General features: G+C 68.9%; 23 protein-coding genes. 13 read left to right on the forward strand and 10 right to left on the reverse strand.

Annotation, left to right across the window (positions count from 1 at the left end; genetic code table 11):
- Positions 1-19: 19 nt before the first annotated feature.
- Positions 20-1,888: a ricin-type beta-trefoil lectin domain protein gene (locus tag ACGFY9_RS30030; protein ID WP_393759315.1), complete on the reverse strand. Its 1,869-nt coding sequence runs from the start codon at positions 1,886-1,888 to the stop codon at positions 20-22.
- 134 nt (positions 1,889-2,022) lie between these two features.
- Between ACGFY9_RS30030 and ACGFY9_RS30035 the strand changes: the two genes are divergently transcribed.
- Positions 2,023-5,034 (forward strand): glycoside hydrolase family 3 N-terminal domain-containing protein, encoded by a 3,012-nt coding sequence (locus ACGFY9_RS30035; protein ID WP_393759317.1) that lies wholly within the window; start codon positions 2,023-2,025, stop codon positions 5,032-5,034.
- Positions 5,035-5,070: 36 nt separating this feature from the next.
- Here ACGFY9_RS30035 and ACGFY9_RS30040 read toward each other — a convergent pair whose 3' ends face one another.
- Together ACGFY9_RS30040 and ACGFY9_RS30045 are read right to left on the reverse strand one after the other, a co-directional pair.
- The gene (locus ACGFY9_RS30040) at positions 5,071-6,183 is read right to left on the reverse strand and encodes a sensor histidine kinase (protein ID WP_393759319.1); all 1,113 of its coding nucleotides are present in this window, start codon (positions 6,181-6,183) and stop codon (positions 5,071-5,073) included.
- Entirely contained in the window at positions 6,176-6,862 is a 687-nt protein-coding gene (locus ACGFY9_RS30045; RefSeq protein ID WP_393759321.1) for a response regulator transcription factor, read from the reverse strand. Before ACGFY9_RS30045 ends, ACGFY9_RS30040 begins: the two co-directional genes overlap by 8 nt.
- Before the next feature lie 87 nt (positions 6,863-6,949).
- Here ACGFY9_RS30045 and ACGFY9_RS30050 point away from each other — a divergent pair, with 87 nt between their 5' ends.
- Positions 6,950-7,948 carry an endonuclease/exonuclease/phosphatase family protein gene (locus ACGFY9_RS30050; protein WP_393759529.1) on the forward strand — a complete coding sequence of 333 codons (999 nt, stop codon included), beginning with the start codon at positions 6,950-6,952 and terminating at the stop codon, positions 7,946-7,948.
- A gap of 65 nt (positions 7,949-8,013) precedes the next feature.
- Positions 8,014-9,363: a hypothetical protein gene (locus ACGFY9_RS30055; protein WP_393759323.1), complete on the forward strand. Its 1,350-nt coding sequence runs from the start codon at positions 8,014-8,016 to the stop codon at positions 9,361-9,363.
- A 116-nt stretch (positions 9,364-9,479) separates the two neighbouring features.
- On the opposite strand, the gene ACGFY9_RS30060 is transcribed toward ACGFY9_RS30055, so the two are convergent.
- Positions 9,480-9,902 (reverse strand): MarR family winged helix-turn-helix transcriptional regulator, encoded by a 423-nt coding sequence (locus ACGFY9_RS30060; protein WP_393759325.1) that lies wholly within the window; start codon positions 9,900-9,902, stop codon positions 9,480-9,482.
- A gap of 62 nt (positions 9,903-9,964) precedes the next feature.
- On the opposite strand from ACGFY9_RS30060, the gene ACGFY9_RS30065 reads away from it, so the two are divergent.
- On the forward strand, positions 9,965-11,035 hold the full coding sequence (locus tag ACGFY9_RS30065) for an FUSC family protein (RefSeq protein WP_393759327.1): 1,071 nt from the start codon (positions 9,965-9,967) through the stop codon (positions 11,033-11,035).
- On the opposite strand, the gene ACGFY9_RS30070 is transcribed toward ACGFY9_RS30065, so the two are convergent.
- Both ACGFY9_RS30070 and ACGFY9_RS30075 read right to left on the reverse strand, forming a co-directional pair.
- Positions 10,999-11,658 carry a response regulator transcription factor gene (locus ACGFY9_RS30070; protein WP_033282708.1) on the reverse strand — a complete coding sequence of 220 codons (660 nt, stop codon included), beginning with the start codon at positions 11,656-11,658 and terminating at the stop codon, positions 10,999-11,001. The genes ACGFY9_RS30065 and ACGFY9_RS30070 overlap by 37 nt on opposite strands.
- Complete coding sequence (locus tag ACGFY9_RS30075; RefSeq protein ID WP_393759329.1) at positions 11,655-12,842, reverse strand: sensor histidine kinase; 1,188 nt, start codon at positions 12,840-12,842, stop codon at positions 11,655-11,657. Before ACGFY9_RS30075 ends, ACGFY9_RS30070 begins: the two co-directional genes overlap by 4 nt.
- Before the next feature lie 101 nt (positions 12,843-12,943).
- Between ACGFY9_RS30075 and ACGFY9_RS30080 the strand changes: the two genes are divergently transcribed.
- From ACGFY9_RS30080 to ACGFY9_RS30090, 3 genes are read left to right on the forward strand one after another with little or no spacing between them, the layout of a single operon-like run.
- Positions 12,944-13,888 carry an ABC transporter ATP-binding protein gene (locus ACGFY9_RS30080; RefSeq protein ID WP_393759331.1) on the forward strand — a complete coding sequence of 315 codons (945 nt, stop codon included), beginning with the start codon at positions 12,944-12,946 and terminating at the stop codon, positions 13,886-13,888.
- Positions 13,885-15,432 carry a hypothetical protein gene (locus ACGFY9_RS30085; protein ID WP_393759332.1) on the forward strand — a complete coding sequence of 516 codons (1,548 nt, stop codon included), beginning with the start codon at positions 13,885-13,887 and terminating at the stop codon, positions 15,430-15,432. Before ACGFY9_RS30080 ends, ACGFY9_RS30085 begins: the two co-directional genes overlap by 4 nt.
- On the forward strand, positions 15,429-16,184 hold the full coding sequence (locus ACGFY9_RS30090; protein WP_393759334.1) for an ABC transporter permease subunit: 756 nt from the start codon (positions 15,429-15,431) through the stop codon (positions 16,182-16,184). Before ACGFY9_RS30085 ends, ACGFY9_RS30090 begins: the two co-directional genes overlap by 4 nt.
- Here the strand turns inward: ACGFY9_RS30090 and ACGFY9_RS30095 are convergent.
- On the reverse strand, positions 16,165-16,425 hold the full coding sequence (locus ACGFY9_RS30095; protein WP_393759336.1) for a DUF397 domain-containing protein: 261 nt from the start codon (positions 16,423-16,425) through the stop codon (positions 16,165-16,167). The genes ACGFY9_RS30090 and ACGFY9_RS30095 overlap by 20 nt on opposite strands.
- Positions 16,422-17,243, reverse strand: a complete 822-nt coding sequence (locus tag ACGFY9_RS30100; RefSeq protein WP_393759338.1) for a Scr1 family TA system antitoxin-like transcriptional regulator — start codon at positions 17,241-17,243, stop codon at positions 16,422-16,424. The genes ACGFY9_RS30095 and ACGFY9_RS30100 overlap by 4 nt, the downstream gene beginning before the upstream one ends.
- Before the next feature lie 112 nt (positions 17,244-17,355).
- Here ACGFY9_RS30100 and ACGFY9_RS30105 point away from each other — a divergent pair, with 112 nt between their 5' ends.
- The gene (locus ACGFY9_RS30105) at positions 17,356-17,766 is read left to right on the forward strand and encodes an ATP-binding protein (RefSeq protein WP_393759340.1); all 411 of its coding nucleotides are present in this window, start codon (positions 17,356-17,358) and stop codon (positions 17,764-17,766) included.
- Between the two features lie 24 nt (positions 17,767-17,790).
- Here ACGFY9_RS30105 and ACGFY9_RS30110 read toward each other — a convergent pair whose 3' ends face one another.
- The gene (locus tag ACGFY9_RS30110; protein WP_393759342.1) at positions 17,791-20,142 is read right to left on the reverse strand and encodes a tetratricopeptide repeat protein; all 2,352 of its coding nucleotides are present in this window, start codon (positions 20,140-20,142) and stop codon (positions 17,791-17,793) included.
- 219 nt (positions 20,143-20,361) lie between these two features.
- Between ACGFY9_RS30110 and ACGFY9_RS30115 the strand changes: the two genes are divergently transcribed.
- The 3 genes from ACGFY9_RS30115 (at position 20,362) to ACGFY9_RS30125 (ending at position 23,813) form a co-directional block, all read left to right on the forward strand.
- On the forward strand, positions 20,362-21,810 hold the full coding sequence (locus ACGFY9_RS30115) for an ATP-binding protein (protein WP_393759344.1): 1,449 nt from the start codon (positions 20,362-20,364) through the stop codon (positions 21,808-21,810).
- A gap of 127 nt (positions 21,811-21,937) precedes the next feature.
- Complete coding sequence (locus ACGFY9_RS30120; protein WP_393759346.1) at positions 21,938-22,750, forward strand: DUF6461 domain-containing protein; 813 nt, start codon at positions 21,938-21,940, stop codon at positions 22,748-22,750.
- Positions 22,743-23,813 carry a DNA glycosylase AlkZ-like family protein gene (locus tag ACGFY9_RS30125; RefSeq protein ID WP_393759348.1) on the forward strand — a complete coding sequence of 357 codons (1,071 nt, stop codon included), beginning with the start codon at positions 22,743-22,745 and terminating at the stop codon, positions 23,811-23,813. Before ACGFY9_RS30120 ends, ACGFY9_RS30125 begins: the two co-directional genes overlap by 8 nt.
- Here ACGFY9_RS30125 and ACGFY9_RS30130 read toward each other — a convergent pair.
- On the reverse strand, positions 23,800-24,408 hold the full coding sequence (locus tag ACGFY9_RS30130; RefSeq protein WP_393759350.1) for a YceI family protein: 609 nt from the start codon (positions 24,406-24,408) through the stop codon (positions 23,800-23,802). The genes ACGFY9_RS30125 and ACGFY9_RS30130 overlap by 14 nt on opposite strands.
- 389 nt (positions 24,409-24,797) lie before the next feature.
- On the opposite strand from ACGFY9_RS30130, the gene ACGFY9_RS30135 reads away from it, so the two are divergent.
- Both ACGFY9_RS30135 and ACGFY9_RS30140 read left to right on the forward strand, forming a co-directional pair.
- Positions 24,798-26,381 (forward strand): acyl-CoA carboxylase subunit beta, encoded by a 1,584-nt coding sequence (locus ACGFY9_RS30135; protein WP_033282700.1) that lies wholly within the window; start codon positions 24,798-24,800, stop codon positions 26,379-26,381.
- A gap of 56 nt (positions 26,382-26,437) precedes the next feature.
- A complete protein-coding gene (locus tag ACGFY9_RS30140; RefSeq protein ID WP_078652542.1) occupies positions 26,438-26,629 on the forward strand; it encodes an acyl-CoA carboxylase subunit epsilon in 192 nt (63 codons plus the stop codon).
- Positions 26,630-26,657: the final 28 nt, after the last annotated feature.

Raw genomic sequence — 26,657 nt, forward strand, 5'->3', positions numbered from 1 at the left:
GGGCGGCGGGGGCGAAAACCTACTGCAGATGCCACTTCTGGTTGGCAGCCCCCGTGCACGTCCAGATCTGCGCCCGGGTCCCGTTCGTCGACGTGTTGCCCGTGACGTCCAGGCACTTGTTGGCCGCAGTATTCACCACATCACCGGTACTCGCGTTGTACGACCACTGTTGCGCGGCGGTTCCATTGCAGTCGTACAACTGGACCTTCGCCCCGTCCGCGGTCGAAGCCGACGTCACGTCAAGGCACTTGCCGAGCGCGCGGACCGTGCCGTCGGTGCCCACGGTCCACTGCTGGGCGGTCGAGGAGTTGCAGTCGTAGAGCTGGACGGCCGTGCCGTTGGTGGTCGAACCCCCGGCCACGTCGAGGCACTTGCTCGCGAGGCCGACGAACGCGCCGGTCTGGCTGCCGCCGCCGGCCTGCGTCCCCGTCCAGGTGAAGGTGGCGGACGTCTTGCCGGGGAGGGAGTAAGTCGCGTGCTGGCCACCCCAGTTGATGGTGACGGTCTTCGCGGTGGACGCGTCGTTGTACGCGATCAGCGCCTTCGAACCGTCCGGGTTGCGCCACGCCACGTTCGGCACGTTCGTGGACGCCGTAGAAGCGATCCGCTGGGCACCAGGCCGTACGAACTTGGTCAGTTGGCCCATCGTGTAGTACTCGACGGTGTAGTCGACGGTCCCGCTCGCGCCGTCGCCGTTGTGCACGGTGATCAGGCCGGTGCAGGTGCCGCAACCGCCGTTGTGCGGGCCCATGTTCTGGTCCACGGCGAGGGACCACTTGGTCACCGACTTCGCCCAGTTGCGGGTGTAGTCGATGATGTTGTTCATGTCCTCGCGCTGCTGGTTGGCGATCCAGGTGCCGCCGGAGTGCTCGGTGCCGAAGGCGTCGAGGGTGGGGTACTGGTTGTGGACGGTGGTCTGCTTGGTGACGTCACCGCCGTAGCCGTGCCAGGCGATGCCGCCGAAGTTGGGGTTCGAGCGGACGGCCGCGTCGTCCACCGTCGAGGCGGCGTACGAGTCGTATACGTCCCAGTTCCAGTCGTGCGCCAGCACCTTCGTGGTCAGGCCGGACGCGTTGAGCTTCGGGAGCAGCTCGCTCTTCGTGAAGTAGGCGAGCCCGGACGCGTTCCAGCTCATCGACGGGTACCCGGAGCAACACGTCGGCTCGTTCTGGACGGTCACGTACGAGACCGGAACGCCCTGGTCCTTGTACGCCTGGAGGTACTTGACGAAGTAGTTGGCGTAGGCGCCGTAGTCCTCGGACTTCAGCCAGCCCCCGTTGAGCGAACCGCTGTCCTTCATCCACGCCGGTGCCGTCCATGGCGAGGCCATGACAGTCAGCGACGGGTTCAGCGAGAGCGCCTGCTTGGTGAGCGGCACGACATCGGCCAGGTCGTGCGCGATCGAGAAGGAGTTGAGGTTCGGGTCGGTCTGGCCGGCTGCCACGTCGTCGTACGAGTAGCCGTAGCGGGCCAGGTCGGAGGCGCCCATCGGGTTGCGCAGGAACGACAGCCCGATCCCGTCGGTAGGCGAGAACAGCTTCGTCATGGTCGCGTTGCGGGTCGCCGCCGACAGCGCGCCGCTGCTGTTCATCAGCCAGGCAGCGGTGTCCGTGAAGGACGCGCCGCCACCGGTGAAGGTCTGGTAGCGGGTGTTCTCGTCGACGGTGATGTTCTCGCCGCTGCCGCCCGTCCCGGACGAGAAGGCGAACGGCGTCTGGGCCTGGAGGCCGCGGGTGACATGGCGTCCGGCGGTGTCGTCGGTGGTGGTGAGCCAGGCCGTGACCTGTTCACCGGCCGCGTGTGCGGGGGGTACGGCCGCGGTGAAGCCGGCCACGGAGAGCAGTCCGGCGAGCAGCAGCCGGGCCGTGCGGGGGGTTCTCCTGGACATGGATGCGTTAGCCCTTCCTGACGAGATGTCTTGACGGGTCTGCGGGCCGTTAGTTAACTCACGGCGTGATCTAAGTCATGAGTGAACTGTGCGAACCCAGAGTGAACCAGAGCTCCAGAGCCGAGGGAAGGTCCATGCCAAGAACCGCCCTGCTCGTTTCCACCGCCCTGTGCGCCGCGCTGCTGTCACCGGCCGCCGTCTCCCAGGCGGCCGCCGCCGCCGACCCAGCCCCCACCCCCGTCGACCGCTTCGAGGGCGAGGTGCCCTTCGCGAGCCAGCCCGCCGAGGGCATCTTCACCTGGGGCGGTGACACGGACGACCCGCCTCAACTCGCCCTGACGGCGAGACCGGACGCCCCCGAGGGCGCGAAGGTACTCACCGGCACGTACGACATCAGCGGCTACGGCGGCTTCACCCACGACTACGCCGCGACCGAACCCGGCCACGACTGGTCGGCGCACCAAGGCATCCGTTTCTGGTGGGACGGCCAGAACACCGGCAAGGCCACCAACTTCGAGATCAAGGACGGCGGCGCGAACGGCGAGGCCTCCGAGCTGTGGACGACGTCCTTCACGGACGACTTCACCGGCTGGAAACAGATCGAGATCCCGTTCACCAACTTCGTATACCGCACGGACTACCAGCCCGTCGGCGGCATCGACCACGTCCTCGGCCTCACCCAGATGTGGGGCTACGCGGTCACCCTCCCGGTCGGCATCCACGGCCAATTCGCCATGGACGACGTCGAGTTGTACGGCAAGGCCGACCAGTCCCTGCGTGCCTCCGTCACCACCGACTCGGCCGTCTACCCGGTCAAGCAGGGCGGTACGGCCGCGGTCAAGGTCACCGTCTCCACCACCGGCGCCGTCCCGCTGGACGACCCGGTGACCGTCGCCTACGCGTCCGACGGCGGCACCGCCACCTCCGGCAAGGACTACACCCCGGTCTCCGGCACGCTCACCTTCCCGGCGGGCACCGCGTCCGGCACCACGCAGACCGTCAAGGTCCGCACGCTCAAGGACAGGTCGGCCGAGAACGCCGAGACGATCCCGCTGAAGCTCACGGTCACCGGCGCGAAGGCCCCGACCGAGAACCCGCAGGTCGTCATCGACGCGCACGGACTGCCGTACCTGGACAGCAAGTTGCCCATCAAGAAGCGCGTCGCCGACCTCGTCAAGCGCATGTCGCTGGAGGAGAAGGCCGGCCAGATGACCCAGGCCGAGCGCGGCGGCATCGGCACGGGCGCCGACATCGCCTCCTACGACCTCGGCTCCCTGCTCTCCGGCGGCGGCTCGACCCCGACGCCCAACACGGCAGCCGCCTGGGCGAAGATGATCGACTCGTTCCAACTCCGCACGCAGGCAACGCGGTTCCAGATCCCGCTGATCTACGGTGTCGACGCGGTCCACGGCCACAACAACCTGGCCGGCGCCACGATCATGCCGCACAACATCGGCATCGGCGCGACCCGCGACCCCCAACTCGCCGAGCAGGCAGGCGCCGTGACGGCCAGTGAGGTCCGCTCGACCGGCGTCCCGTGGGACTTCGCGCCCTGCCTCTGCGTCACCCGCGACGAACGCTGGGGCCGCTCCTACGAGTCGTTCGGCGAGGACCCGGCGCTCGTCCAGTCCATGGAGACGGTGATCCAGGGTCTCCAAGGCGCCGCGAACGGCAAGCAGTTGAAGGACGACGACAAGGTCCTCGCCACCGCCAAGCACTTCGTCGGCGACGGCGGTACGGCCTACGGCTCCTCCACCACCGGCACCTACACCATCGACCAGGGCGTCACCACCGTCACCCGGCAGCAGCTGGAAGCCATCCACCTCGCGCCTTACCAGACGGCCGTGGACCGGGGCATCGGCACGGTCATGCCGTCCTACTCCTCGCTCGACATCGTCGGCGACGGCCTCGGCCCGGTGAAGATGCACGCACGCGCCGACATGATCAACGGCGTCCTCAAGAACCGCATGGGCTTCGACGGCTTCGTCATCAGCGACTGGAACGCCATCGACCAACTCCCCGGCGACTACGCCTCGCACGTCGACACGGCGGTCAACGCGGGCGTCGACATGATGATGGTCCCGTACAGCTACAAGGACTTCAGCTCGACGCTCATCGCCGAGGTGAAGGCGGGCCACGTCACCGAGAAGCGGATCGACGACGCCGTATCGCGCATCCTCACCCAGAAGTTCAAGCTCGGCCTCTTCGAGAAGCCGTACGCCGACACCAGCAACGCGTCGAAGATCGGCTCGACTTCGCACCGGGCCGTGGCGCGACAGGCGGCGGCGGAGTCGCAGGTGCTGCTGAAGAACGCGGGCAACGTCCTCCCGCTGAAGAAGTCGCAGAAGGTCTACGTCGCCGGTTCCAACGCCGACGACCTCGGCAACCAGACCGGCGGCTGGACCATCACCTGGCAGGGCGCGTCCGGCACCAACACCACCGGCACGACGATCCTCCAGGGGATGAAGAACGCCGGCGGGAACGTCACGTACTCGAAGGACGCGTCCGCCTCGACCGGTGGTTATGACGTGGGGGTTGTCGTCGTCGGCGAGACCCCGTACGCCGAGGGCATCGGCGATGTCGGCAACGGCAACGACCTGACCCTCACCCCGGCCGACCAGGCAGCCGTGGACAAGGTGTGCGCGGCGATGAAGTGCGCGGTGCTGATCGTCTCCGGGCGACCGCAGCTGATCGGGGACCAACTCCCCAAGATCGACGCCCTGGTGGCCTCCTGGCTGCCCGGCACCGAGGGCGACGGCGTGGCCGACGTGCTCTACGGCAAGCGGTCCTTCACCGGTCAACTCCCGGTCACCTGGCCGAAGTCGGAGGCTCAGCTCCCGATCAACGTGGGTGACACGTCGTACGATCCGCAGTTCCCGTACGGCTGGGGACTGACGACGCTGACGAAGGCGCCGACGGGTGGCACGGCCGCCCTGAAGGCGCTGGAGGCCGCTGCGGGGAAGGCCCGCTCGGCGGCGACCGGCAAGGCGCTGGTCACCAAGGCGCGGCTGCTCGTGCAGGCGAAGGTGGGGCAGAACGTGACGGCGGCGGTGTCGAAGCCGTTCGCCGACGCGGACCATCTGCTGCTGACGGGTAAGTACGCGGCGGCTGTGAAGAAGTTGGAGGAGGCGTACAAGGCGGCATAGCAACCGCCCCGTGGTCTCCCCGCACCCCCTGCGGCCTCAACGTCGCGGGGGGTGCGGCTGGTTGGCTGGTAGCTCTACCGTGACGCGGAGGCCGCCGGCCGGGCGCGGGGTCAGGGTGAGGGTGCCGTCGTGGGCGCCGGTGATGGTCTTGACGATCGCCAGGCCGAGGCCGACTCCCGCGTGGCCGGTGTGGACGCGTTCGGTCCCGCGCTGGAAGGGCTCGGTGAGGGTCGAGACCTGGTGGGGGGTGAGCGGGTCGCCGGTGTTCTCGACCGTGAGGACCGCGGAGTCGGGGCCGACGGCGGTGGTCACCCAGACGGTGCCCTTCTCGGGCAGGTTGTGGACGATCGCGTTCTGCACGAGGTTCGTGGTGAGTTGGAGCAGGAGCGGCTGCGAGCCTCGGGTGGGGGCGATGTCGCCGTCGGTCTCGATGGTGACGCCGTGCTTCTCCGCGAGGGGGAGCAGTGTCTCGGTGGCCTCTTCCGCGACGAGGGAGAGGTCGAGGGTTTCCCGGGTGAAGGACCGTTGGTTGGCGCGGCTGAGCAGGAGCAGTGCTTCGGTGAGGTCGATGGCTCGGGTGTTGACGGCGTGGAGGCGGTCGACGAGTTCACCGGTGTCGTGGTCCGGGTCGGTGCGGGCCACGTCGAGCAGCGCCTTCGAGATCGCCAGCGGGGTGCGCAGCTCGTGGGAGGCGTTGGCCGCGAATCTCCGCTGTTCGGCGTCGTGTGCTTCGAGCCGGGTGAGCATGGCGTCGAAGGCGTCGGCGAGTTCGCGGAACTCGTCCTCGCGGCCCGGGAGTTGGATGCGGTGGGAGAGCGAGCCGTCCGTGGCCATGCGGGTGGCCTCCGTGATGCGGGTCAGCGGGGCGAGCATGCGCCCGGCGAGGATCCACCCTCCGACCAGGCCGAACACCAGCAGGAACGCGAGGACCGCGGCCGCTCTCGGCGCGAAGACGTCCAGCAGGGCGGACCGGATGGGGAAAACCCCGGTGGGCCGGTCATCGGGGTTGATGAGCATCGCCCGGTTGGGGACATACCGGAGGAGGAACACCCACACCGCAGCGAGCAGCAAGGCACCGGCCACCATGAGGAATCCGGCGTAGCTGAGGGTGAGTTTGAGGCGGACGCTCAGCCCGGGCGCCCTATCCACGGTCTTCTCCGGTCTCCGCTTGCGTGTCGATGCGGTAGCCGACGCCCGGCACCGTGGCGATGATCCAGGGTTCGCCGAGCCGCTTGCGCAGCGCCGAGACCGTGATGCGCACGGCGTTGGTGAACGGGTCGGCGTTCTCGTCCCAGGCCCGCTCCAGGAGTTCCTCGGCGCTGACGACCCCGCCCTCGGCGACGACCAGGACGTCGAGCACGGCGAACTGCTTCCTGGTCAGCGCGACATAGCGGCCTTCCCGGTAGACCTCCCTGCGGAACGGGTCGACGCGGAGGCCCGCCAACTCCCTTACCGGGGGCCTGTTGTGGGCGCGGCGACGGTCCAACGCCCGCAGCCGGAGCGCGAGTTCCTGGAGTTCGAAGGGCTTCGTGAGGTAGTCGTCGGCGCCGAGTTCGAACCCGGTGGTCTTGTCGTCGAGTCGGTCGGCGGCGGTGAGCATGAGGATCGGCATGCCGCTGCCGGAGGCGACGATACGGCGGGCGACCTCGTCGCCGGAGGGGCCGGGGATGTCGCGGTCGAGTACGGCGATGTCGTAGGCGTTGACGCTCAGCAGCTCCAGCGCGCTGTTCCCGTCCCCCGCGATGTCGGCCGCGATCGCGGCCAGGCGCAGGCCGTCGCGGATGGCCTCCGCCAGGTAGGGCTCGTCCTCGACGATCAGCACACGCATGGGTCCGATGGTAGGAGTCGGCACATATCGTCCGCGTATCGAAAACTCCATACGCGCCGGCAACACCGGACCGCCTTGAGTGACGAGGTGAAGATCCCCCGGATTCCTCTCGAACCCTGGAAACGCCGCCCGGAGCTCGCGGTGCCGGCCCTGCTGCTCGGCCTGCTCATGCTGCTGCACGCCCGGATCCCGGACATCGCGGGAATCGGCAGCCTGGTGGAGAGCCTCCTGCCGTGGTTCGGCCTGTACGTGCCGGTGCTGCTGGCCGCGGCGCTGTGGCGCCGGTCCGCCGCCGGGGTGGTCGCGCTGGTGCTGCCGGTCACGGTGTGGCTGAGCCTCTTCGGCGGGCTGCTCACCGACAAGTCCCATCCGGGCGGCGACCTCACCGTCGTGAGCCAGAACGTCGACGCCGGCAACTCCGACCCGGTCGGCACCGCCCGCCGACTGGCCGCCTCCGGCGCGGACTTGCTGGCCCTGGAGGAGCTGACCGACCAGGCCCGGGGCACGTACGAGAAGGGGCTCGCGAAGACGTACCCCTACCACGCGGTGCGGGGCACGGTCGGGCTGTGGAGCAAGCTGCCGCTGTCGGACACGCGGCCCGTCGACGTCGTACGGGGCGATGCCGGGCCGCTGGCGAAGACCAAGCCGCCCGAATCGGCGGCGGAGGCGGCGGCCGAGGTCCGGGCGCTGCGCACCACGGTGACCACGGTTCACGGGCCGCTGGCGGTGTACGTGGCGCACCTGGGCTCCGTGCGGGTCATGCCCAGGCACGGCTTCTGGACGGACTCGCGCGACTTCGGCGCACGCGCGCTCACCAAGGCGATCGCCGCCGAACCGAACAAGCGGGTGGTGCTGCTCGGCGACCTGAACGGCACCACGGACGACCGCGTGTTCCACGGCCTCACCTCGCGGCTGACCTCGGCCCAGGAGACGGCCGGGAACGGCTTCGGCTTCACCTGGCCGGCGTCCTTCCCGATCGCGCGCATCGACCAGATTCTGGTACGAGGGGTGCGGCCGCGGAGCTCGTGGGTACTGCCCGCCACCGGCAGCGATCACCTGCCGGTGGCGGCCCGGATCAGCTGGTGAGCGGCGGCTGACGAGCGGCCACAGGTGGGCCGACCAAAGAGCCCCGCTTCGGGTAGCGTCGAGTCATGAAGGCCGTGATCCGGACCCGAAGCCTCCCGGGGCTCCTGCTGGTCCTCCTGCTCGCCGCCCTGACCATGGCGTCCCCCGCCGCCGCGGACACCAGCGTCTCGACGATCGGGCAGGCGTTGCGCAAGGGCCCGGTCTACGTCGACCCGGCGGCCGGCTCCGTGTTGTCGTCGGACGACGCCGACGCGCTCGCGCAACGCATCAAGAAGGCCGACAAACCGGTCTTCCTCGTGGTCCTCCCCGCCGGCTATCCGGCGACGAGCTTCACGACCCTCCGCACCGCGACCGGCATCACCGGCCTCTACGCTGTCCGCGTCGGGAACCAGTTCGCTGCCCGGGCCGACTCCTCCGTCCTGTCGAACACCGCCGTGCAGAACCTGGTCAGCAGCGTCCAGGGCGAGGACGCGAAGACCCAGCTCACCGACTTCACCGACCGCGCGCTCGCCGGCATGGGCGGCTCGGCCCCCGCGTCCTGGGGCGGCTCATCGGACGGCGGCGGGGGAGTCTCCGGTACGGCGCTGATCGTCGCGGGCGGGGTGCTGGTGGCCGGTGGCGCGGGGGCGTACACGCTGGTGAAGCGCGGCCGTCGCCGCCGCGAGGAGGAACAGCGGGCGGCGCTCGACAAGCTACGGGTGGTCGTGGACGAGGACATCACGGCCTTCGGCGAGGAACTGGACCGCCTCGAATTCCACCCGGCCGAACCCGGCGCCGACGACGCGATGCGCGCGGACTACGAACGCGCCCTCGACGCCTACGAACAGGCGAAGTCGTACATGGCGGCGGCCACGAAACCCGAGGACGTCCGGCCGGTCACCCAGGCCCTGGAGGACGGCCGCTTCTCCCTCGCCCAACTCGCCGCCCGCCGCGAGGGCCGCCCCCTGCCCGAACGCCGGGCCCCCTGCTTCTTCGACCCGCGCCACGGCCCCTCGGTCGCCGACGCCACCTGGACCCCGCCCGGCGGCGCACCCCGCGAGGTCCCGGTCTGCGCGGCCGACCAGGCCCGCCTCGCCGACGGCCGGGACCCGATGATCCGCGAGGTCGACACGGACTACGGCCGCCGCCCGTACTGGGACGCCGGCCCGGCCTACGGCCCCTGGGCAGGCGGCTACTTCGGCGGCGGCCTCCTCCCCGGCCTCCTCGTCGGCACGCTCCTCGGCAGCATGATGTCCACCCCGTCCTACGCCTCCGACTACGGCACGGGCTACGGCGACTTCGGCACCGGCGGCTACGACGGCGGCGACGTCTCCGGCGCGAACTTCGACCCCGGTGACTTCGGCGGCGGCTTCGGGGACGGCGGTGATTTCGGAGGCGGCGGCGATGGCGGCGGAGACTTCGGCGGAGGTTTCTGAAAGAGCGGCGGCGGGACATGGCAACACCGGGCACGGCAACCCCCTAGGGGCGCGGGGCTGTGACATTTGCGGCTCCGCCGCGCGGGCGCGACCAGCCCCCACCGGCCGGCAGCCAATCAACGACCTGCCAACCGCTCCATAATCGCCGCAGCCAACTCCAACACCCCTCGCTCAGTCGCACTCAACGCCCCCAACGCCTCCGCCAGCCACACATCCCGCTCGACCATGTCCTGGTCCAGTGCCCGGTGCCCCTTCGCCGTCAGGGTGAGGACGGACTGACGTCGGTCCACGGTGCCCGGCTCGCGTGCGATCAGCCCCTCCGTCTCCAGTTCGGCGAAGACGCGGGTGAGGGACTGCGGGCGCTGCCGCTCGGCCGCCGCGATCTCGCCGGGCGTCGCGGAGTGATGCCGGTGCAGATGTCCGAGGACGATCAGCTGGTTCGGGGTGAGCCCGGCCTCGTTGCCGCGTTCCTGCCGCAGTCGCCGGTTCAGCCGGACGACGCCACGACGGATGCGGGCGGCCTCGGAGAGATGATCCATGACGGATATCGTACGCGGATGCTTACTATCCAGAGTCTATGGAGCCCGCTATTCTCCCGAAAGTGACCGCAAAACTAATACGCAACGCGTACGAAGCGGCTCTGACGATGACCGCCGTGCTGCTCAGCTGGGGCTTCGCCCTCTGGCTGGAGGGCGCCGAAGGACTCCACACCGACGTGCTGGTTCTCGCGGTCGCGCTGACCCTCACCCTGGCCCGTTCCCAGCGCACCGCCGACACCCGCCGCCGGCTCACCGCGCTCGTCCTGCTGCCCGTCACGGCCGGTGCCTCGATCTTCGTCGGCCGGCTGCTCGCCTCTCACTACGTGCTCGGTGCCGCCGTCTACACGGCGGGCATGGCGCTGGCGATCTGGATCCGCCGCTACGGCCCCACCGCCACGAAGGCCGGCACCCTGCTGGCGCTTCCGCTCGTGGCCCTCCTCGTCATACCCGGCCCCGCGCTGCCGGCCAAAGCGCAGAGCGGGCTGGTCACTTGGGGCTGGGCGGCGCTGGTCGGGGCGCTGGCGTGTGCCGGGGTCTGGCTGGTGCAGGGGCTGGGGGACCGGTTCGGGCCACGGCACTGGCGCGCGGAAACCGCCCCCGATCAACCCCCGCGCCGCTCCCGCCTCCACCCCCGCCCCAGCACCCGCATGGCTCTCCAGATGGCGGCCGGAATCGCCGCCGCGTTCATCCTGGGGCAGCTGTTCTTCGACGACCACTGGCCGTGGGTCGTCCTCACCGCATACGTCGCCGCGAGCGGCAACCGCGGCCGAACGGACGTACTGCGCAAGGGACTTGAACGCCTCGCCGGAGCCACGGTCGGCACGCTGCTGGCCGCGGGTGTCGCGCTGGTCGGCGTCACCGGCCACACGGCTGTGGCGCTGATGTTCGCCGTCCTCGCGGTGGCGTTGTGGCTGCGCCCCCTCAACTACGCCTACTGGGCCGCCGGAATGACCTGCGCGCTCTCCCTCCTCCTCGGCTACTTCGGCCAGGACGCCCTGAGCCTGCTGCCCACCCGGCTCGAAGGGATCGCGGTCGGGGCGGTGTTGTCGGTGGCGTCGGCGTGGTGGCTGCTGCCGGTGCCGCGCGCCCGCCGCCGTCAGCCGGTCCTCGGCACGACGAGTCCCGTCTCGTAGGCCATCACCACGGCCTGCGTACGATCCCGCAGCCCGAGCTTCGACAGGATCCGGCTGACGTGTGTCTTCACGGTCTCCTCGCCCACGTGCAGCCGTTCGGCGAGTTCGGGGTTGGACAGTCCCTCCGCGAGCAGCCGCAGGACGTCGGTCTCGCGCGGGGTGAGGACGTCCAACTTGCCCTGTGCGGGCGCCTTCGGGCGCATCCGCGCGAACTCGGCGATCAGCCGCCGCGTGATCCCGGGCGCGAGCAGCGCCTCACCGGCGGCCACGACCCGTACCGCCTCGAAGAGCCGTTCCGCGGTCACGTCCTTGAGCAGGAACCCGCTGGCACCGGCGGCGAGCGCGTCGTAGACATGCTCGTCGAGGTCGAAGGTGGTCAGCACCAACACCCTTGGTGTCGCGGGGCCGTTCTGGAGTCGCGCGGTGGCCTCGATGCCGTCCATGACCGGCATGCGTACGTCCATCAGCACGACGTCGGGCGACTCCTCGCGGCAGACGCGTACCGCCTCGGCGCCGTCGCGGGCCGTGCCGACAACGGTGAAGTCGGCCTGGGTGGCGAGGATTCCGGCGTATCCGAACCGGACGATCTCGTGGTCGTCGGCGACGACGATCCGGATGCTCACGGCAGCGCCGCCTCCGCCGCCGACTTGACGGGAAGTCGCGCCTCGACCAGGAAACCGCCGCCCGGAGCGGGACCGGTGCGCAGGGTGCCGCCGACCGTCGCGGCCCGTTCGCGCATGCCGAGCAGGCCGTGGCCGGAGACGACGGCGGTGGGCCCCGGGCCGTTGTCGCGCACGCGCAGCGCCAAGTCCTCGTCCCCGTAACGGAGTTCTACGTCCACCGCCGCGCCCGGCGCGTGCCGGCGGGCGTTGGTGAGGGCCTCCTGGACGATCCGGTACGCGGTGACCTCGATGCCGGGGTCCAGCGAGGTGATGGGACCGCTGACGATGAGGCGGGTGCGGGACCCGGCCGCGTCGCGTGACTCGTCGACCAGGTCCATGAGTTGGCCGAGGCCGGGCTGGGGGCGGCGTTGGACTCCTGTGTCGGCGTCCTCCCGCAGCACGCCCAACAGCCGCCGCATCTCGGTCAGTGCCGTGCGCGCGGTGTCGCCGATGGCGAGGAGGCGGGTGGCGCCCTCGGCCGGCAGCCCGGGGGTGGTGAGCCGGGCGGTCTCCGCCTGGACGGCGATCATCGAAATGTGATGCGCGACGACGTCGTGCAACTCCCTTGCGATACGCGCCCGTTCACCCCGGGCGGCATGTTCGAGGAGGGTGTCCGCGAAGGCCTGTTCGGTCGCGCTGTGGGCCTGTGCCGTGCTGCGTACGTGGTGGGCGATGCCGGTGGCCGCGGCGGCGGAGGCGAGGGTCGCGACGAGGACGGCGACGATCCGGGTCAGTTCCTCGGGGCTGCCGAGGGCGATCGCGACGTAGGGGAGGACGAGCAGTCCGCCGAGACGGGTGGCTCCGGCGCGGCCCAGCACGTACACGCACACCAGTTGGGCCACGACCCCGCCGACGGTGAGCCCTCCGAAGGGCACGAGGGAGAGCACACAGGCGGCACTGAGCGCGAGGGCGGCGCAGGTCCGGGCGAGCCGTCCCGTGCCGAGGACGAAGGCGAGGGGGAGCGTGGAGGCGAGGGCGAGCAGCAGCAGGGCGGCGAAGCCACCGGCCAAGCCGGTGCTGCGGACGAGGACTTCGGCGACGGCGAGGACGGCCAGGACGACGCTCGTGACCAGGGCGCGGGTACCGGCCTCGGCGGTCCGCCATCGGGACCTCACCGCCCGTACGCCCTCACTGTTGTCACCCACTCCGTCATTGTGCCGACCCCCCTCCCCGTCGGCGTCCCCCTCGCGAGGGACCTCTGCCGCGTGACGACGTGGGGTGCTCGCCGCCCCTAGCCTCCCTCAACATGAGTCACGCAACCATCGAAGTCCGGGACCTGCGCAAGCGGTTCGGGCGGACGCTCGCGGTCGACGGGCTGTCGTTCACGGTCGAGCCCGGCACGGTGACCGGGTTCGTCGGCCCCAACGGCGCGGGGAAGTCCACCACCATGCGCACCGTGCTGGGGCTGGACGCCCCCGACGCGGGACAGGCGCTGATCGGCGGCCGCCCCTATCACGCCCTGCGCACCCCGCTGTTGGAGGTCGGCGCCCTGCTGGACGCCGCCGCCCTGCACCCCAGCCGCCGGGGCCGCGACCACCTCCGCTGGCTCGCCCACTCCCACGGTCTCTCCATGCGGCGCGTGGACGAGGTGCTCGAACAGGTCGGGATGGAGGAGGCGTCCCGGCGGAGGGCCGGGGGCTACTCCCTCGGGATGCGTCAACGGCTGGGCATAGCCGTCGCGTTGCTCGGCGATCCCCCGGTCCTTCTCCTCGACGAGCCGGTCAACGGCCTTGATCCCGAAGGGATTCAGTGGATCCGGACCCTGCTGCGGCATCTCGCCGCCGAGGGGCGGGCGATCCTCGTCTCCAGCCATCTGATGAGCGAACTGGAGGACACCGCCGACCACTTGGTCGTGATCGGGCGGGGCCGTCTGATCGCCGACACGGCCGTGGCCGACCTCCTCGCGGCGGCCTCCGGCGACCGGGTGCGGCTGCGCACGAGCAGTCGTACGGAAGCGATGGAACTGCTGGCCCGGGAGGGCGGGACGGTGGCCGTCAACGACCGCGACACCCTCACGGTCACCGGCTTGCCCGCCGAACGGATCGTGGAACTGCTCGCCGAGTCCAAGGTCCCGTTCGCCGAAGTGGGCGCGCACCGGGCGACGTTGGAGGAGGCGTACATGGAACTCACCAGGGACGCGGTCGAGTTCACCTCGGCCGCCACGGACGAGGGCGAGGTGACGTCGCGATGACGACGACACCCCCGAGGACGGTCCCGGTCCCCCCGCTCCCCCCGTACCGCTCGGCGCTGCATCCGGCCCGCGCCGGCTTCGGCCGCCTGCTGCGCGCGGAGTGGACGAAGTTCTGGACGGTGCGGGCCTGGCTGCTGGTGCTGGCGGTGGCGGCCGTGGTCACCGTCGTGGTCTGCCAGTTGGGCGCGAGCGGTTCCAGCGTCGGGGGCGGCCCGACGATCGTCCTCGGCCCGGGCGGCGAGGTCGTCAACGACTCCTTCCGCTTCACCCACCGCGCACTGACCGGCGATGGGACGGTCACGGCTCGGGTCACCGGCCTGAAGGACGCGTCCGGCAAGGGGCTGGGGCCCTGGACGAAGGCCGGGATCATCGTCAAGTCGAGCCTGAAGCAGGGGGCGCCGTACGCGGCCGTGATGGCGACCCCCGGCCACGGAGTCCGCATGCAGTGGAACTTCACCCACGACAAGGCGGGCCCGAGCAGCGACCTGGCGAAGGCCCCGCAGTGGCTCCGCCTGAAAAGGCTGGGTGACAGACTAACCGGCTATGGGTCGGTAGACGGTCAGAAATGGACCCGGCTTGGGGAGGTACGGCTCGACGGGCTGCCCGCGACGGTCCAGGTGGGGCTGTTCTTGGCGGCCCCCGTCCACGAAGTCGTGCACCGTTCCTTCGGCGGCACGAGCGAGGTGGCGGGCAGCGGCCAGGCCACCGGCACCTTCGACCATCTCAGCCTCCAGGGCAGTTCGACCGACAGCGGCTGGTCGGCCACGGACGTAGGCGCTCCTGCCCCCAACGGCCCGATTGGCCAACCTGGTAAGACGGCAGTTTCCCCCGCCGGTACCTACACCCTCACCGGCCAAGGAGACATCGCCCCCGACGAGAACAGCCCCGACATGGTCCAGATGAGCTTCCAGGGAGTCTTCGTCGGCCTCCTGTTCATGGTCGCCCTGGGCACGCTCTTCGTGACGACCGAGTACAAACGAGGCCTGATCCGTACGACGTTCACGGCGACCCCGTCCCGACTGAAGGTGCTGGCGGCGAAGGCGACGGTGATCGCGCTGATCACCTTCACAACAGGCCTGCTGTCCACGGCCATCGGCTTCACCCTCGCCCAGAAGACACTGCGCTCCAACGGCTTCAAGCCCCCCGAGTTCCCCGACCTGTCCCTCCTGGAGAACCCGGCGCTGAGGGCGGTCGTCGGCAGCGCGGTCCTGCTCTCACTGGTGGCGATCCTGGCCCTGTCCCTCGGAGTGGTCCTGCGCAACAGCGCCGGCGCGATCGCCACGGTGGTGGTCCTGGTGATCCTCCCGCAGATCCTGTCCTTCGCCCTCCCGCTTCCCGTCGCGCAGTGGCTGCTGCGGGCAACGCCGGCGGCGGCCTTCGCGATTCAGCAGGGCCTCACGTACTACCCCCAGGTCGAGCACAACTGCCTTCCGGAAAGCGGCTGTTACCCCCTGTCCCCGTTCAACGGCCTGGCAGTCCTCGCGGCCTACGCGGCAGCGGCCCTGCTGCTGGCGGCCTGGACGGTAAGGAGGCGGGACGCGTGAGGTGGCTGGGCTCTCTCCACGCCGAGTGGACCAAACTCCGTACCCTGCCCAGCACTTGGTGGCTCCTGGCGGCAACGGTCGCCCTGACGGCCGCGGTCGGCGCGGCGGCGGCCTCGTCGGTCACCACCCACATCTGCCCGTCACCGGCGGCATGCCACGAGGACATGGCCAAGCTGGCCTTTACCGGAGTCCAGTTGAGCCAGGCGATCTGCCTGGTCCTTGGCGCGCTGTCGATAGGCGCGGAGTACGCCACAGGCACGATCCGCACGACGCTCACGGCGATGCCGGGGCGCTGGCGGGTACTGGCGTCGAAGGCGGCGACACTGTCACTGCTGACGGCGGTGGCGGGAGCACTAGGGGTGCTGTCCGCCCTGGGCCTGGCCCATCTGATCGTCCCGCCCCCGACGGACGGCGCGACGTTCCGAGCGGCAGTGGGCTCGATCCTCATCCTCGTCCTGGTGACGCTCCTGGGCCTGTCCCTGGCGACCCTGCTCCGCGACACGGCGGGCGCGATCACACTGGGCCTGGGCATCCTCTACGTCGTCCCGCTCCTGTCCCACCTGGTCAACTCCCCGACCTGGCAACACCGTCTGCAACGCTGGACCCCCATGCCGGCGGCCCTCTCCATCCAGGCGACAAAGAACCTGGAGAGGCTGGCGATAGCTCCGTGGCCGGGGTTGGGGGTGCTGGCGGCGTACGCGGTGGGGTTGTTGGTGGCCGGGGGAGCGGCGTTCAGGATGAGGGACGCGTGACCTGACCGAGGAACTCGGCCCAAGTGCCGGGCGAGACAGTGAGGATGCCACCGGCGGGGACCTTGGAGTCACGGACGTGAATGGCGGCGGGGTGGGCGGCGACCTCGATGCAGTTGCCGCCTTCATTGCTGCTGTAGCTGGACTTCCGCCAGGCGTAAGCGACTTCGATGCAGTTGCCGCCCTCGCTGCCGCTGTAGCTGGACTTGAACCACGCCAACTGCTGCCGTGCTGCGGTGTTCATGACTCTCCTAGCAGTCTTTCCAGGACGCACGCACTCTCTTCCGGCGAGAGGGCCTGTGACCGCAGCATTCCATACTTCAGTTGGTAGACGCTGACCTCATGGGGATCGTCCACCAGGAAGCTCGCGCGCTGTACCTCCAGGTAGACCGCGTGCTCGTGGGTGGGTGTCTCCAGAATCAGCATGGGCCCCGCGAGACCGGCGTGCGGTACACGGCCCATGGGCATGATCTGGACGCCGACGTGAATGAGGTCGCAGGCCTCGCGCACTTTGCGGATCTGCTCACGCATCACATCCGGTCCGCCGAGAGCCGTGCGCAGGATCGACTCCTCGAAGATGAAGTGGCCGAACGGCGGTTGCTTGCGCTGCCAGATCTTCTGCCGCTCCATCCGCGAGGACACCCATTGCTCCTCCGTCTCATCCTCGAAACGCGGGAAGCGGCTCGCGAAGGACGCACGGCAGTAGTCCTCCGTCTGTAGCAGGCCGGGAATCATCTGCGTCTCGTAGGACAGGATGCTGACGGCAGTCTCCTCGATGTCGGCGAGCCCCTGTGCGAACGCCGGCATTCGCTCCCGCACGGGCAACTTCTCGACCAGCGCGAACAACACCCCACCCGTGCCCAGGAGTTCGTCGAACTGAATGGCCCGGTCGTCCTGCAGCGCAAGCCGTCCCTGCTCGATGGACCTGAGGGTGTCGATGTGGACCTTCGCCACGGCCGCGAACTGCTCCTGCGTCAGCCCCGCTTTCTTCCGGAAGTGGGCGACGAGCCCGCCGACCGCCTGCCAAGTACCGACCTTCTTGGGCCTCTTCGCCGATTGCATGCGTGTCCCTTTCCCCCGCGCACACCCGAAGTCGTCGTAGTGAGGTCGTAGAGAAAACAAATACGACCTCACTCACTGACCCACGATAGTGACTGCCTGTGACAGTGGCCCCATGAACGAACAACTCCAACAAGGCCACACCCGCGAGGCGTTCTACCGACGCGACCGCAGATCAGTCGCGCTGGCCCGTGCGTTCACCCGGAACACCCTCGCGGACTGGGAGATCACCGACCGGACCGACGATGTCCTGCTCTGCGTAAGCGAGTTGACGACCAATGCGATCCTGCACGGCGTACCACCGGGCCGGGGCCTCGCCCTCCGTCTCCGCATCCACCTCGACGGAGTCCTCCGCATCGAGATCCACGACAGCGGCACCGGCGAACTCCGCAAGGTCAGGACCCCGTACCGGGATCTCCACGCGGAGGACGGCCGCGGCCTGATGCTGGTCTCCGTCCTCGCGGACAAGTGGGGGGTGGGGGAACGGGCGCCGGGGAAGGTGGTGTGGTGCGAGTTCGGCTGGTGAAGTCGATGTGGGGCGCCATTTCCGTCAGGCTTCTGTGCCCTTGCGGAGCAGGCCCGCACGCTTTGCTATGGCTGCCGCAGCGGTGAGCGCGGCCCGCGCTTCCAGGTGGCGATTGAACGATTGGTGTATCTCGCCAACCCTGTTCAGCTGAGAGATGAGCTTGGTCAAGTCACCGGATACCTCAAGCAGATCGCATGCAGCACGCGCGGCATGGAGAGCGTCGTCCTGGCGGCCCAGGTGGGTGAGCACGCCACTGAGATTGCTCCAGGCGATAGCTTCCTGATGGTGGTCGTCGAGTGCGGCGAACCAGTCACGGGCGCGGATGTGGGCCTGCGCTGCGTCTTCATAACGACCCATGTCGGCCCACAACCCGCCCAGATTGCCCCATCCCGCTGCTCGACCGTGCCAGTCGCCCAACTCGGCGCAGAGGCCGAGGGCATGGGTGTGGGCCCTGGCGCCCTCCTCGAAGCGTCCGAGCTTCCCGAGAAGGGTGCCGAGCCAGCGGCGAGTGGTGGCTTCTGACACTCGGTCCCCTGTCCTCGTAAAGTACGGCAGACACTGGATCAGGTGGTCGTGTGCTTCGGAGTGACGTCTGACGAGGGTCAGTAGCTGAGCCACATTCAGTCTGCACTGGGCCGCCGACCTGAGTCGACCAAGATCATCGAAAGCGTGTATCGCACGAGTCTGGGCGTCGATTCCCTCTTCGTACCGTCCCAACTGCCAAAGAGTTGTTCCTCGATTGGCGAGAACATTCGCCAGCGCTCCCAGGTCGCCCAGTTCTTCGCCGATTCTCTCCGCGTGGTCGTGGCAGTCGAGTGCCTCGTCGAACCTGCGCAAACCGTCGAGGGCGTGGCTGAGCCAGGCCCAGGCCGCTCCCTCGGTCGAGCGACGCTGACGCCGGTTGGCGGCCGTCAGCACAGCACGGGCCACGGTCTCCAGGTCCTGGTATGCGCGGCGGTGGCGGAGGTGCTTTAAATAGTCGGTGAACGCCTTGGCCAGGACCTCGGCACAAGTGAATTGGTCTTCATCGTCGCTGAACACCCACAGGGTTACGGCGAGCAGAGCCGCGCGTTCGTCGGTACACCATGCCAGGGCCAGTGAGCGATCACCCACGAACACGTCCGGGACATCATCGAGAGGTGATCCCCAGATCAGAGCCAATGCGGACTGCAATGTCTGCCAGTAGTAGACGGTTAGCATCATGCGAGCACGGGTTACCTCCAACTCGAGTGAGGAATCGCTTTCGACGACGCTTCGGGCGTACAGCCGCACCAAGTCGTGCATCTGCCAACGTCCGTGACTGTGGAACGGCCTCGCCGGGACGAGCAGAGAACAGGCGACGAGGTCGTCCAGAGCCGACTCCAGTTCCTGCTGGGGTAGTTCGCAGAGGGCAAGCGCCCCGCCGAGCCCCACCACATCAGTGGGCGCTTGGGCGAACAGCCGGAATACCCGCGCTAGTCGTGGTTCCAGACGCTCGTACATCACGTCGAACATGGGGCGTAGGGACATGTCCTTGCCGTACTGATCCACCCCGCTCGTGCTCAGGGCCCGCAAGCGGTCAACAGCGTCCCGTAGTTCGGCCGTGAGTGTGGCGATCGGTCGCTGCCGACGCCGCCGCAGAAGGGCCGCCCCGATCGAGAGCGCCAAGGGGAGCTGTCCACAGAGTTCGGCCAATTCCCGTACGGCATCCGGCTCGTCGGCGACTCGGTGGTCATCGGGGTCCTGCCGACGCAGCGAGCGGTCGATGAAGTTCTGCGCGGCCTGAGGGCTGAGCGTGGCGACAGTTAGTTGCTGCACTGGGAGGGAATCCTGGACGTCCCGCGACGTGATCAGGACTCGGTGGTCCGTGCCCTCTCCGGGGAGCAGCGGCCAGAACTGCCTCGGGTCGGAGACGTTGTCCAGGACGATCAACGTCCGGGGGCGGTCGGCCAGTTCGGAGCGGTACCGAGCGTACTGAGCCTCGGGTGACTGAGGGAGTTCCGTGTTCCGCAGGCCGAGCATCTCCAGCAACAGGGTGACCGTGCGATCCGCCGACATTGGAGTGTCGTCATACCCGTGCAGGTCGGCGAAGAGCGTGCCACCCGGAAACCAGTCTCGTGCCCGCGCGATGTGCGCGGTGTGCAGGGCGAGAGCGGTCTTGCCCGTCCCTCCCAGCCCGGACAGCGCGCAGGCGTTCGTGACCTCAGCGCCGGGTTCGTCCCGCGGAGCGAGGATGCCGAGGAGTTCCTCGACTTCGGAGTCTCGTCCGGTGAAGAAGGCCGGCGGTGCCTGCAGAGTGGATGGTGGAGGCGCGGTTGTGCCCGGCGGCCCTGCCACCCCAGTTACGGGACCGTGGAAGACGCCGTGGCTGAAGTCGAAATAGTCCCCGTCGCCCACCAGCTTCGTCCATTCCCCGGGCAGCCTTCGACCACATCTTGGTCTATGCGTCCGAGGCGTGGGTGGAAACAGGAAAAGCGGATATGCCGCCATCCAGGCCGTGCCCTGACGCAGCGGTCTTCGTTAAGGGAAGCGTACTTCCGGGAAGTATGCTTCCCTAATTGACCCTTGGAGGCGGCCATGGCTCGCGCACATGCCCACCTGCGTAAACCTTCCGACATGTTCGCCCGAGACTGGGAATGGAGCGAACTTACCGCCTTCGCGGCCGACGAGGGGCCGGAGGCCACCATGGCCGTGGTGTCGGGGCGGCGCCGGCAAGGCAAGTCCTTCCTGCTCGACTCCCTCGCCCGGGCCGCCGGAGGGTTCTACTTCTGTGCGTACGAGGCGACGGAGGCGGAGTCGCTGCGCCGCTTCGGCGAGGAACTCGGCCAGTACACCGGCAGCATCGCCCCCATGCGCTTCGACCGCTGGGAGCAGGCCGTCGACGCACTGCTCGCCCTGGGCAAGGACCGACCGGTCCCCGTGGTCATCGACGAGTTCCCGTACCTGGCCAGGGCCACGCCCTCGCTTCCCTCCATCGTGCAGGTCGCCTACGGGCCTCGCCGCCCCGAACGGCTGGATTCCCGCACCCGCCTCCTCCTCTGCGGCAGCTCCCTGTCCTTCATGGGCAAGCTGCTCAGTGGCACTTCACCCCTGCGAGGCCGCGCCGGTCTCGAACTCGTCGTGCAGCCACTGGACTTCAGGCAGGCGGCGGCGTTCTGGGGCATCGGAGAAGACCCCCGACTCGCGCTGCTCGTGCACAGCGTCGTGGGCGGAACTCCCGCCTACCGAAGGGAGTTCGTACGTGACGACGTCCCGGCCGGCCTGGACGACTTCGACGCCTGGGTGTGCCGTACCGCGCTCTCGCCCCGCTCCCCGCTCTACCGCGAGGCCCGGTACCTCCTGGCCGACGAATCCGACCTCCGGGACCGGGCCCTGTACCACTCCGTACTCGCGGCCCTCGCCTCCGGCAACGCCACGGCTGGCCGGATCGCCAGTTGCTTGGAGCGGCCGACCAGCGACATCACCCATCCGCTCACGGTCCTTCAGGACTGCGGACTTGTCCGAAAGGAGACTGACGCCTTCCGCCGAAACCGGAGTGTCTACCGCGTCGGCGAACCGCTGATCGCCTTCGACCATGCCATCTCCCGGCCCAAACTCCCCTTGCTGGACAGGGGATTGGCGGACCAGGTCTGGGCGAGTTCCCAGCCCAGGTTCCTCTCCGCCGTCGTAGGACCCCACTTCGAGCAGATCTGCCGTGAGTGGGTCGCCCACTTTGCCGCTCCCGAGACCTTCGGCGGCATGCCGATCGACGTCTCGTACGGGACTGTTCCGGACCAGGCGGAGCGGACCGCCCACGAGATCGACGTGGTCGTACGAGGCGCGGTCGGCCAGGACAACGGTGTATTGCTCTCCCTTGGCGAGGCCAAGTGGGATCAGGTCATGGGTATGGGGCACCTTGAACGATTGCGTCATGCTGCCGCGTTGCTTTCCGCTCGCGGAGCCGAGACGGCGACCATCCGTTTCGCCTGCTACAGCGGCGCCGGATTCACAGATGAACTGCGAGCCGCGGGGGACCGGGGAGAGGTTGTACTGGTGGACCTGGAGCGTCTGTACTGGGGTGAGTGAAACTCCGCTCGCCCGGGGCCGATGCCAGGAACCAGGGCAGGCCGACGGACGACCGGGATGTCAGTGGGGCGTCCTAGGGTCAACAGACACAGGCAGGGCGTCTGTTCGTTGCGGAAAGGGACGGCACGTGGGCGACGGCATTCAGTGGCTGGTGGGTGCTACGTCGAGCTCTGGGTGGATGCTGGACGTCCACTTCGCCCGCGGCATCGGCGTCGAGGAACTCGCGCTCCGCCTGGGCGCATCCCTCGGGGCGAGGGCGGAACCGATGACCGACGCCGAGATGGCTGATCTCGACGTCGACGCCTACCCCGATCGCGGGCCGGGCAGCGCCGTGATCCGCGTCGGCGAGGACGCGGGCTGGGCGTTCGCCATCACATACGGCCCCTACCTCGACCGGCTGGGGGAGGTATCACGGGACGGCGTAGAAGCCGTCCATTACCACTACAACTCGGAGCACCCGCCCACCATCGTCCTGTACGCGCGCGACGGCCGCACCCTCTGCGGATTCGGGCTCTGCGAGGAGAACAACCGTTACGGGGACGAACCCGATCTGCTCCTGCCCGACCTCGTGGCCGCCGGGATCCTGCGCCCGGACGGGCAGACCTACCTTGATCCCGGCATCGGCATCGGCATCGACGACTACGCCGACCGCAAACGCCTCGGCCTGGCCGTCTTCGAGGACCGCTTCGGCCTCTCCCTGCCCCGCTCCGTACTCGCCGAAGACCCCCTCCCGGTGTACGCGATCATGGGTTCACCGGCCCCCGACTTCGAAGAGATCTCCGCGTGGGCCGCGGCCAACGGCAAACCCTTGCCCGACCCACACCTGCGCCTGATTCCGGCCGGCCTGCGCAAGGAGTACGAACGGGCCACCGACCCCGAGTGGTCGCAACGACGGGCACACCACCTCACCGCACGCGTCGAGTGGAGCCCCCATGCATGAACTCACCCGCCCCCAAGCCCGCCGCATCGCCGTCCAGGCCCAACTCCTCGACGCTCCCCGCCCCGCGGAACTCCACGCCGTCGTACGCCAGTTGACCCTGCTCCAGATCGATCCGATCGCCGCGATCGCCCCCAACGCCGACCTGGTCGCCTGGAGCCGCCTCGGCTCGTCGTACGCACCGGACGAGCTGGCCACCGCGCTCAAGGAGCGGACCCTCCTCGAACTGCGCGCGATGATCCGCCCGAGCGAGGACCTGGCGCTGTACCGCGCCGACATGGCCGTATGGGAAAGGGAGTCGAAGCACTACCGCGAGTGGGTCGCCGCCAACGACGCGTGCAGGCGGGACATCCTGGAACGGCTCGGCGGTCAAGGGCCGCTCACCTCAAGGGAGTTGCCCGACACGTGCGCGGTGCCGTGGAAGTCGTCGGGGTGGACGCACAACCGCAACGTCAGTCAGCTGCTGGAGCTGATGGTGTTGAGGGGTGAGGTCGCCATCGCGGGGCGGGCGGGGCGGGAGCGACTGTGGGACCTGGCCGCACGCGTCTACCCGGACGAGCCCGCCGTGCCGCTCGACGAAGCGCGCCGCCTGCGGAACGAACGGCGGCTGCGTGCCCTCGGGATCGCCCGGGCCACCGGCACCGCCCTCCCGGTCGAACCCGCAGTCGTCGGCGAGGCTGGTGAACCGGCCGTCGTGGAAGGGGTGAAGGGGGAGTGGCGGGTCGATCCGGCGTACCTGGAGCGGCCGTTCAGCGGGCGGGCCGCACTGCTCTCACCGTTCGACCGGCTGATTCACGACCGGAAGCGCACCGCCGAACTCTTCGGCTACGACTACCAGTTGGAGATGTACAAGCCGGCCGAGAAACGCCGCTGGGGGTACTTCGCACTGCCGATTCTCTACGGTGACCGGCTCGTCGGGAAGCTCGACGCCACCGCCGACCGCAAGGCCGGCGTGCTCCTGGTGAACGCCGTCCATCAGGACGTGGAGTTCACCCGGAGCATCGCCGATGCCGTGGACGCCGAGATCGAGGATCTGGCGGTGTGGCTGGGCCTCAGGCGCTCTTGATCGCCGAGATGTCGAAGTTCAGCTTGATCTTGTCGGAGACGAGGACGCCACCGGTCTCCAACGACGCGTTCCAGGTGAGGCCGAACTCGGAGCGCAGGATCTCGGCCTTGCCCTCGAACCCGACACGCTCGTTGCCGAACGGGTCCTTCGCGGCGCCGTTGAACTCCAGGTCGATGGTGATCGGCTTGGTGTTGCCGAGGATCTCCAGGTCGCCGGTGATGCGGTAGTCGTCGCCGCCGAGGGCCTCGGCCGAGGTGGAGCGGAAGGTCATCGTGGGGAACTCCTCCGTCTTGAAGAAGTCCGCGCTCTTGAGGTGACCGTCGCGGTCCGGGGAGCCGGTGTCGATGCTGTCCATCTTGACGTCGAGGGACGCGGTGGACTTGGCCGGGTCACTGCCGTCCAGGTGCAGCGTGCCGTTGAAGTCGAGGAACTTGCCCTTGACGTTGGTGACCATCGCGTGGCGGGCGGTGAAGCCGAGCGTGGTGTGCGCCGGGTCGATGGTGTACTCGCCGGTCAGCGCGGCCAGGTCGGGGTTGACGGCGGCGGGTGCCGAGGTGGTGTCGGTCTCGTCGCTCTTGCGGCCGAAGATGCCCATGACGTGCTCCTAAAGGGGACGGGAGTGGTGCGGGGATGAATCTGTTGAATGTTCAACGATGCCAACACGAAGGACCGTAGACCTATTCCATTCAATTTTCAACATCATCCGCAGGGTGTTGTACCAACTACTACGAGTACGCTCTCCCGGCGGTCCCGGCAACGCGAGAACCACCCCGGGAATCACTCCGGAGATGGCATCCGCCGCACATGAATGTGAGGTGGCTCTCAGCTGTCGGGTTTGTGTAACCCCTACAACCAGCATGCCCCGTGAGCAGTCGGAACGGCTGCATGCCGGTGAGGTTCTGTTCAGTGGCACCAGGAAAACGGTCCGGAGACTGTGCAGAGTCGACGGCGCCCTTTCCTTGGTCCCCTTCGTAGGGTCGGTACATGACCGTTTTGGATGAGGCGCCGGGTGAGCCGACGGACGCGCGCGGGCGAGTGGCCGAGCTGCACGAGATCCGTGCGCGGGCACTGGCCGGCCCGAGCGAGAAGGCGACCGAGGCGCAGCACGCCAAGGGGAAGCTGACCGGCCGGGAGCGCATCGACCTGCTCCTCGACCCCGGGTCCTTCCGTGAGGTCGAGCAGTTGCGCCGGCATCGCGCGGTCGGCTTCGGCCTGGAGGCGAAGAAGCCGTACACGGACGGTGTCATCACCGGCTGGGGCACGGTCGAGGGCCGCACGGTCTTCGTCTACGCGCACGACTTCCGGATCTTCGGCGGCGCGCTGGGCGAGGCCCACGCCACGAAGATCCACAAGATCATGGACATGGCCATCGCGGCCGGCGCGCCCCTGGTCTCCCTCAACGACGGTGCGGGTGCCCGTATCCAGGAGGGCGTCTCCGCCCTCGCCGGCTACGGCGGCATCTTCCAGCGCAACACCAAGGCCTCCGGGGTCATCCCGCAGATCTCCGTGATGCTGGGCCCGTGCGCCGGCGGCGCGGCCTACAGCCCCGCCCTCACCGACTTCGTCTTCATGGTCCGCGAGACCTCCCAGATGTTCATCACCGGCCCCGACGTCGTCAAGGCGGTCACCGGCGAGGAGATCAGCCAGAACGGCCTCGGCGGCGCCGACGTCCACGCCGAGACCTCCGGCGTCTGTCACTTCGCCTACGACGACGAGGAGACCTGCCTCGCCGAGGTGCGCTACCTCCTGTCGATGCTCCCGCAGAACAACCGCGAGAACCCGCCCCGCGCCGAGTCGAGCGACGAGGCCGAGCGCCGCTCGGAGATCCTGCTGGACCTGGTCCCGGCCGACGGCAACCGGCCGTACGACATGACCAAGGTCATCGAGGAAATCGTCGACGACGGCGACTACCTGGAAGTCCACGAGCGCTGGGCCCGCAACATCATCTGCGCGCTGGCCCGCCTCGACGGCCAGGTCGTCGGCATCGTCGCCAACCAGCCGCAGACCCTCGCGGGCGTCCTGGACATCGAGGCCAGCGAAAAAGCTGCGCGCTTTGTCCAGATGTGTGACGCTTTTAACATTCCGATCGTTACGTTCCTGGACGTTCCGGGATTCCTTCCCGGCGTCGACCAGGAGCACGGCGGAATCATCCGGCACGGAGCGAAGCTGCTCTACGCGTACTGCAACGCCACCGTGCCGAGGATTTCGCTCATCCTGCGCAAGGCGTACGGAGGTGCCTACATCGTCATGGACAGCCAGTCCATCGGCGCCGACCTCACCTACGCCTGGCCCACCAACGAGATCGCCGTGATGGGCGCCGAAGGTGCCGCCAACGTCATCTTCCGCCGTCAGATCGCCGACGCCGAGGACCCCGAGGCGATGCGCACGCGCATGGTCAAGGAGTACAAGTCCGAGCTGATGCACCCGTACTACGCGGCTGAGCGCGGACTCGTCGACGACGTCATCGACCCTGCCGAGACCCGCGAAGTACTCATCAAGTCGCTCGCGATGCTGCACACCAAGCACGCCGACCTGCCCTCGCGCAAGCACGGCAACCCCCCGCAGTAACCCAGCGGACCCTCCGCGCTACCCGTGCGGAAACCTCAGCCACGGAGACTGAACCTATGAGCACCCCTGACATTCGTGTCGAGAAGGGCCACGCCGAGCCCGAGGAAGTCGCCGCCATCACGGCCATCCTCCTGGCCCGCGCGGCGGCCGCGCCTGCGGAAGCCCCGGCTCACCGTCCGCTGCCGAAGGCCGGCTGGCGTCGGCTGGAGCGCGAGGGTGGGTTTCGGGCGCCGCATAGCTGGCACTGAGCCTTTTAGCGCGTTTACGGCGGCCCCA

The organism is Streptomyces sp. NPDC048504 (genome assembly GCF_043200035.1).
Classification (GTDB): Bacteria; Actinomycetota; Actinomycetes; order Streptomycetales; family Streptomycetaceae; genus Streptomyces.

Coding starts and splice junctions, on each gene's coding strand:
- ACGFY9_RS30030 (WP_393759315.1), bottom strand. CDS start 1,888: ATGTCCAGGAGAACCCCCCGCACGGCCCGGCTGCTGCTCGCCGGACTG.
- ACGFY9_RS30035 (WP_393759317.1), top strand. CDS start 2,023: ATGCCAAGAACCGCCCTGCTCGTTTCCACCGCCCTGTGCGCCGCGCTG.
- ACGFY9_RS30045 (WP_393759321.1), bottom strand. CDS start 6,862: ATGCGTGTGCTGATCGTCGAGGACGAGCCCTACCTGGCGGAGGCCATC.
- ACGFY9_RS30055 (WP_393759323.1), top strand. CDS start 8,014: ATGAAGGCCGTGATCCGGACCCGAAGCCTCCCGGGGCTCCTGCTGGTC.
- ACGFY9_RS30060 (WP_393759325.1), bottom strand. CDS start 9,902: ATGGATCATCTCTCCGAGGCCGCCCGCATCCGTCGTGGCGTCGTCCGG.
- ACGFY9_RS30080 (WP_393759331.1), top strand. CDS start 12,944: ATGAGTCACGCAACCATCGAAGTCCGGGACCTGCGCAAGCGGTTCGGG.
- ACGFY9_RS30085 (WP_393759332.1), top strand. CDS start 13,885: ATGACGACGACACCCCCGAGGACGGTCCCGGTCCCCCCGCTCCCCCCG.
- ACGFY9_RS30095 (WP_393759336.1), bottom strand. CDS start 16,425: ATGAACACCGCAGCACGGCAGCAGTTGGCGTGGTTCAAGTCCAGCTAC.
- ACGFY9_RS30100 (WP_393759338.1), bottom strand. CDS start 17,243: ATGCAATCGGCGAAGAGGCCCAAGAAGGTCGGTACTTGGCAGGCGGTC.
- ACGFY9_RS30105 (WP_393759340.1), top strand. CDS start 17,356: ATGAACGAACAACTCCAACAAGGCCACACCCGCGAGGCGTTCTACCGA.
- ACGFY9_RS30115 (WP_393759344.1), top strand. CDS start 20,362: ATGTTCGCCCGAGACTGGGAATGGAGCGAACTTACCGCCTTCGCGGCC.
- ACGFY9_RS30125 (WP_393759348.1), top strand. CDS start 22,743: ATGCATGAACTCACCCGCCCCCAAGCCCGCCGCATCGCCGTCCAGGCC.
- ACGFY9_RS30130 (WP_393759350.1), bottom strand. CDS start 24,408: ATGGGCATCTTCGGCCGCAAGAGCGACGAGACCGACACCACCTCGGCA.
- ACGFY9_RS30135 (WP_033282700.1), top strand. CDS start 24,798: ATGACCGTTTTGGATGAGGCGCCGGGTGAGCCGACGGACGCGCGCGGG.
- ACGFY9_RS30140 (WP_078652542.1), top strand. CDS start 26,438: ATGAGCACCCCTGACATTCGTGTCGAGAAGGGCCACGCCGAGCCCGAG.